Here is a 6,445-nt window from a genome sequence, read left to right as displayed (position 1 = left end):
GCGGCCTGAACGACAAAGCCGTGGCAGGCAAAGCAGGTTCGGCTGCCGCCGCGAACAAAGTCGCCGGCGTCGTTACCGTCGGCAACGGCACGGACGAGACCCGTCAGGTACAAGGTGTGGCGGCAGGCGTGGTATCGGCGGATTCGACCGATGCGATCAACGGCAGCCAGTTGTATTACACCAATCAGGCGATTAACCAAAGCGTGACCAACATCGGCAATTACGTGGTGAACATGGGTGACCAGATCAACCAACGTATCGACAATGTTGAAAGCGACTCTAAAGCCGGTACCGCAGCAGCCATGGCGGTGGCAGGTCTGCCGCAAGCCTACCTGCCGGGTAAGAGCATGATGGCGGTTGCAGGCGGCGTTTACCGCGGTGAAAGCGGCTACGCAGTCGGCTTCTCCAGCATCTCCGACGGCGGCAACTGGGTCATCAAAGGTACAGCTACCGGCAACTCTCGCGGCCACTACGGCGCGACCGCAGGTGTCGGCTACCAATGGTAACCCTGATCTAAAGCTTGTTTGAAGGCAAAGCAAAGGTCGTCTGAAAACCCGAAACAGGGTTTTCAGACGACCTTTTTCTATATCGGATGAAATGGAACGGAGTTTGCTTTCCAAACATATTCGGTTTCGCAAACACTCGCTTAACACAAAACGTTAAGGTTTGTTTTCAGACGACCTTGCAGCCATATCCGTTCCTTTTCTGTGGCAAAATTCAGCTTGTTCCACATGGTCAGTCTGTGTATCAAATTGAAGAAATTTCAAGCCGGCTGACGAAACAGTTTACAAGGAGAAACAGACATGAGCCGCATTTTATCCTCGCTGCGCTATCCGCTGATTCAAGCGCCGATGGCGTTTGCACATGATACCGAGCTGCCTTTGGCTGTCGGTAAAACCGGCGCTTTGGGTTCGTTGGCGGGCGCGATGTACGACGCGGCGGGCTTGGACAAAGCGTTGGCACGGATAAAGCAGGAAGGCGACTGCCGTCCGTACAACCTCAATTTTTTTGCCCACCGCACGCCGTCTGCAGACCGCGCGCAACAGGACGCATGGTTTGCCGTGTTGCGTCCGTATTTCGAGGCTTACGGACTGACGGAAAACGATATTCCCGACGGCGGCGGACGGCAGCCGTTTGATGCCGACGCGCTCGAATGCGTGGAGCGTTACCGACCACCCGTAGTCAGCTTCCACTTCGGCTTGCCCGCGCCCGAATACTTGCAGCGCGTTAAAGCGACGGGCGCGGAAGTGTGGAGCAGCGCGACGACGGTCGAAGAAGCCGTTTGGCTGGAGCAAAACGGCGCGGATGTCGTGATTGCCCAAGCGTGGGAGGCGGGCGGTCATCGGGGTTGGTTTTTAAACCGCCATCCCGACAGCCAAAGCGGCTTGTTCGCCCTGTTGCCCGCCGTCCGTAACGCCGTGCGCCTGCCCGTCATAGCCGCAGGCGGCGTTTCCGATGCCGCCGCCGTCCGCGCCGCGTTGGGATTGGGCGCGTCCGCCGTGCAGGTCGGAACCGCCTTCCTGCTCGCAGACGAAGCCCTGACCAAACCCGCCCACCGTGCCGCCATCCAAACCGCCCGTCCCGAAGATACCGTAGTGACCAACTTGTTCAGCGGCGGCGCGGCACGCGGACTTTACAACCGTTTCATACGCGAAGCCGGTCCGATGAATGACGCGGCACTCCCGTTTCCCTTGGCAGGCGCAGCCGTCGGCGCATTGAAAGCCGCTGCCGAAAAACAAGGCTGCTATGATTTTTCCCCATTTTGGGCAGGACAAAACGCAGGATTGTGTCGCCCCGGCAGCGCGGCGGAAATCGTCGAGCGGCTGTGTGGCGGCATCGAGCGTTAGGACGGGCTGAACACGGTCAGGGCGAACATGGCAAACAAGGTCGTCTGAAAACGGGGGAGCGAGTTTGTTTCTCCCAAACTCAAATCTCAAAGTTTTCAGACGACCTTGTTTTAACTTGCAACCTGCCCCCTCTCCCGTCTGACGGGAGAGGGCTGGGGAGAGGGTGGTTCTGCGGATTTGCACGAATTTGATTTTACCTAAACCTCAGGAGCCACCCCCATCCTAATCTTCCCCCGCCAGACGGGGGAAGGGACAGGTTGCTGTTGCTGCAACGGGTAGCGTGGGCTTTGCCCGCGAAATAAATGCTGAAATGTATGTCCATTCGGCTGTTGTCTGATTTTGATTATTGGATGATAGATTCGTGGGCAAAGCCCACGCTACTTGAGTTATCTCAAGCCTGTATTGATTGAATAAAAGGTCGTCTGAAAACGTAAAACTTGTTTTCAGACGACCTTTCATTTTTGTCCGTGCATCTGCGCAGGGCGGTTTACTGCTCTATTTCTTATCACCTTTTTCCGGACGTACCCAGCCTTCGATGACGGTTTGGCGGGCGCGGGCGAGGGCGAGTTTGTTGTCTTCGACGTTTTTGGTAATCGCGCTGCCTGCGCCTGTCGTCACTTTGTTGCCGAGGGTGACGGGCGCGACTAGGACGCAGTTGGAGCCGATGCGGACTTCGTCACCGATGACGGTTTTGTATTTGTTCACGCCGTCGTAGTTGGCAATAATCGTACCTGCGCCGAAGTTGGTTTTGCTGCCGACTTCGGCGTCGCCGATGTAGGTGAGGTGGTTGGCTTTGGTGCCTTTGCCGATGGAGGCGTTTTTGATTTCGACGAAGTTGCCGACGTGTACGTCGTCTGAAAGGCGGGCTTGTGGACGCAGGCGGGCGTAGGGGCCGATTTGGTTGTTTTGTCCGACTTCGCAGTCTTCGAGGTGGGAGAAGGGGGCGATTTTGCTGTTTGCGCCGATTTTGGCGTTTTTGATGACGCAGTTTGCGCCGATTTCGACGTTGTCGCCGATTTCGATGTCGCCTTCGAGGACGACGTTGACGTCAATCACGACGTCTTGTCCGTGTTTCAGACGACCTCTTAAGTCGAAGCGGGCGGGGTCGCGCAGGGTGACGCCTGCTTTGAGCAACTCTTGCGCCTGTTCGGTTTGGAAGATGCGTTCGAGTTCGGCGAGCTGGAGTTTGTTGTTCACGCCGGCGGCGAGGTGGGAGGCGCGCACTTGGACGGGATGAACTTTGATGCCGTCGGCAACGGCTTTGGCGATGAGGTCGGTCAGGTAGTATTCGCCTTGGGCGTTGTTGCTGGAGAGGCTGTTCAGCCAGTTTTCGAGTTTGGCGTTGGGCAGGACGAGGATGCCTGTGTTGATTTCGCGGACGGCTTTTTGGGCGGCGTCGGCGTCTTTTTCTTCGACGATGGCGGTTACGCTGCCTTGGCTGTCGCGGATGATGCGGCCCAAGCCTGTCGGGTCGGCGGGAACGTCGGTCAACAGTCCGACTTCGCTGCCTGCGGCTTCGAGCAGGGTTTCGAGGGTGGCGGTGTCAATCAGGGGAACGTCGCCGTACAGCACCAGCGTGCGGCCTTCGGCGGCAAGGTGGGGCAGGGCGGTTTTGACGGCGTGGCCGGTGCCGAGTTGTTCGGTTTGTTCGACCCAGACGACGTCGCGTTTGACGGTCTCTAAAACTTGGTCTTTGCCGTGTCCGATGACGACGCAGATGTTTTGCGGATTAAGCGCGGCGGCGGTGTCGATAACGCGCTCGACCATGGGCTTGCCGCCGATTCGGTGCAGCACTTTGGGCATTTTGGAATACATGCGCGTGCCTTTGCCGGCGGCGAGGATGACGATGTTGAGGGGTGTGGCGGACATGATGGGCTTTCTCGAATGCAATGTTGATGAAGGGGGTATTTAGGGGTCGTCTGAACGGGGTTTTGGGGATTCAGACGACCTTTTTATTTGGGTTTGGCGTGCGGACGTTTGGAGGTTATGGTTTGTCGGGTTTGGGGGCGAACCGGTAAGAGTCAGCATGGCTGCCGTGTTCCAAGCGGTCGAGTGTGGTCGGTTTCAGGGGCGTACGCGCGGATGTGTCGGCGGGACGGCTGTCGAAGTCGTAGCGGTCTGAGGTGCAGCCGCTTAGGATGGCGGCGGTAACGAAAATCAGGGCGAGGGAACGCATGGTTTTCTCCTTGAGAAGGACGGCAGATAGGGGACGAATGCGATGGCGGTTATGTTTGAGGTCGTCTGAAACGGAAAAAACGGTTTCAGACGACCTCTGCGGGCGGATTATTCCTCAGTTTGCGTTTCGGGCGCGGCGTGTCCGGCACCTTGGGGTTTGTTCCATGTCGTGCCGCGTACGTTTTCTTGGTCGCCGTGCAGCGGTTTGAGGGTGCGGCGTTCGGGGCGGTATTGGTTGTAACGCATATCGCGGGAGTAGGTGCCGTCTTCGTAATAGATGCGCGTGCCTTTTTCGTATTTGGGGCGCAGGGAGGTGTGGCCGGATTCGTTTTGGTAGGTTTCCCAGGTACAGCCGGTCAGGGCGGCTGCGGCGGCGAGGATGAGGGCGGTGTATCGCATGATGGTTGTCCTTGTGGTCGGGCGGCTTGGTGCCGTTGTTCAAACCCGATATTGTAAAGGTTTCAGACGAGTGCCGACAGTTTTTCGGCACATTCGGCGAGCGCCTGCATATCTTTTGCAACGGCGTCGGTAAAGGGCAGGGGATGGGCTTTGCTGCCGAACCATACGGTTTTCATGCCCAGCTCTTTGGCTTGGTGCAGGTTGTCCGCGCTGTCGTCGATCATGATGCACTGTTCGGGCGCAGCGTCGAGCAGGCGGCAGACGGTCAGGTAGGCTTGCGGGTCGGGCTTGTAGCGCAGCCCGAAGTCGTCCGTGCCGAAGAGTGCGTCAAAACGGTTTTCCAAACCCAATGCCCCGATGATGGCGCGGACGTAAAACGAAGGACCGTTGGAAAAAACGGCTTTGCGTCCTTTCAGACGACCTAAAACGCTTTCGGTTCCCTCCATGCCCTCCAATTTTGCCAAGATTTGCGCGATGGGATGGCTTTCGCGCAGAAACTCGCGGATGTCGATTTCGGGATGGTGGATTTGCAGGCCGGCAAGCGTTGCGCCGTATCGGTGCCAATAGTCCTGCCGCAGGTCGGATGCCGCTTCTTCAGAAAGCTTGAGGCGTTGCGCCATGTAGTCGGTCATGGCGCGGTTGATGATGTAGAAAATGCCGGTATCGGCGTTGTGCAGCGTGTTGTCGAGGTCAAACAGCCAAACGGGGGAAAAGTTCATGTCGTGTGTTGATGCGGATTTTGTTATGATGTTTCGTATTTTACCCGTACAAAGGTTAGAGAATGAAACTGAAATTATCCGCCCTCGCCCTCTTGCTGGCTTCGGCAAACTTATCCGCCCAGACTGAAGTGCGCCTTGCCGTACACAAATCCTTCAGCCTGCCCCAATCCGCCATCGCGCAGTTTGAAAAAGCCAACGATGCCAAAGTCTCCGTCATCAAAGCGGGCAGCGGCAACGAAATGCTCAACAAGCTGATTCTCAGCAAGGCAAACCCGATTGCCGACGCGGTGTACGGTTTGGACAACGCCAACATCGGCAAAGCGCGTGAAGCAGGCATACTGGCGGCGGCGCAGCCCAAATCCGCGCCCGTTTCAGCGGGGATGCCCGTCATCGCGGCAGTCAATTACGGCTACGTTACCCTCAACTACGACAAAAAATGGTTTGAACAGAAAAAACTGCCGCTGCCCAAAACCTTGCAGGACTTGACCCGCCCCGAATATAAAAACCTGCTGGTTACGCCGTCGCCCGCCACGTCCTCGCCCGGACTTGCCTTCCTGATGGCGAACATCGGCGGCATGGGCGAAGAGGGCGCGTTCAAATGGTGGGCGCAGATGCGTCAAAACGGCGTGAAAGTCGCCAAAGGCTGGAGTGAAGCCTATTACACCGACTTCACCCAAAACGGCGGCGCCTACCCGCTCGTCGTCAGCTACGCCGCCAGCCCCGCCGCCGAAGTCCACTACTCCAAAGGCAAATACAGCGTGCCGCCGACCGGCAACCTCTTTCTTAAAGGAGGCGTGTTCCGACAAGTCGAAGGCGCGGCAGTCTTGAAAGGCGCGAAACAACCCGAGCTGGCGGCGAAACTCGTACAGTGGCTGCAAAGCGGCGAAGTGCAAAAAGCCCTGCCGACCGAAATGTGGGTCTATCCCGCCGTGAAAAACACGCCGCTGCCCAAAGTCTTCGAGTTCGCCCAAGCCCCGAAACAAACCGACTCGCCCAGCCGCAACGACATCGACACCAAACAGAAACAATGGGTCAGCCGCTGGACGAAGACCGTGTTAAGGTAAGCGGGAAGGTCGTCTGAAAAGCCGCCGCCTTATCCTGTCGGCTGGATATAGTCAAATGACTTTATTTTCGATACGCAACTTATTGGTTGCCGTTATTCCCACCCCCGCCTGCGAGAGAACAGGCTAAGGCGGGAAGCCATTTTTGAAATTTGGAAACTGTTTTTGAAATCAAGGTTTCTCAAGTTTTACGATGGATTCCCGCCTGCGCGGGAATGACGGAATTTGATGATATGCCGTATTT

At 57.1% G+C, this 6,445-nt stretch carries 7 protein-coding genes; 3 read left to right on the top strand and 4 right to left on the bottom strand.

Annotated features, from left to right (window positions below):
- The coding region (locus DBY90_RS11635; protein ID WP_199904720.1) for a YadA family autotransporter adhesin at positions 1–506 on the top strand (506 nt) is incomplete at its 5' end.
- Between the two features lie 297 nt (positions 507–803).
- On the top strand, positions 804–1,847 hold the full coding sequence (locus tag DBY90_RS11625; RefSeq protein ID WP_070491190.1) for an NAD(P)H-dependent flavin oxidoreductase: 1,044 nt from the start codon (positions 804–806) through the stop codon (positions 1,845–1,847).
- A 495-nt stretch (positions 1,848–2,342) separates the two neighbouring features.
- Here DBY90_RS11625 and glmU read toward each other — a convergent pair whose 3' ends face one another.
- The 4 genes from glmU to DBY90_RS11595 form a co-directional block, all read right to left on the bottom strand.
- Positions 2,343–3,716: a bifunctional UDP-N-acetylglucosamine diphosphorylase/glucosamine-1-phosphate N-acetyltransferase GlmU gene (glmU, locus tag DBY90_RS11610; RefSeq protein WP_070491187.1), complete on the bottom strand. Its 1,374-nt coding sequence runs from the start codon at positions 3,714–3,716 to the stop codon at positions 2,343–2,345.
- Between the two features lie 115 nt (positions 3,717–3,831).
- Positions 3,832–4,023, bottom strand: a complete 192-nt coding sequence (locus tag DBY90_RS11605; RefSeq protein WP_070491185.1) for a hypothetical protein — start codon at positions 4,021–4,023, stop codon at positions 3,832–3,834.
- Positions 4,024–4,130: 107 nt separating this feature from the next.
- Positions 4,131–4,421 (bottom strand): hypothetical protein, encoded by a 291-nt coding sequence (locus DBY90_RS11600; protein WP_003755616.1) that lies wholly within the window; start codon positions 4,419–4,421, stop codon positions 4,131–4,133.
- Positions 4,422–4,483: 62 nt separating this feature from the next.
- A complete protein-coding gene (locus DBY90_RS11595; RefSeq protein ID WP_070491184.1) occupies positions 4,484–5,140 on the bottom strand; it encodes a pyrimidine 5'-nucleotidase in 657 nt (218 codons plus the stop codon).
- A 62-nt stretch (positions 5,141–5,202) separates the two neighbouring features.
- On the opposite strand from DBY90_RS11595, the gene DBY90_RS11590 reads away from it, so the two are divergent.
- Positions 5,203–6,204 (top strand): thiamine ABC transporter substrate-binding protein, encoded by a 1,002-nt coding sequence (locus DBY90_RS11590; protein WP_019271570.1) that lies wholly within the window; start codon positions 5,203–5,205, stop codon positions 6,202–6,204.
- The last annotated feature ends 241 nt before the right edge of the window (positions 6,205–6,445 follow it).

Source organism: Neisseria mucosa, assembly GCF_003044445.1.
GTDB lineage: Bacteria > Pseudomonadota > Gammaproteobacteria > Burkholderiales > Neisseriaceae > Neisseria > Neisseria mucosa_A.
This window is presented reverse-complemented; position numbering and strand designations above follow the sequence as displayed.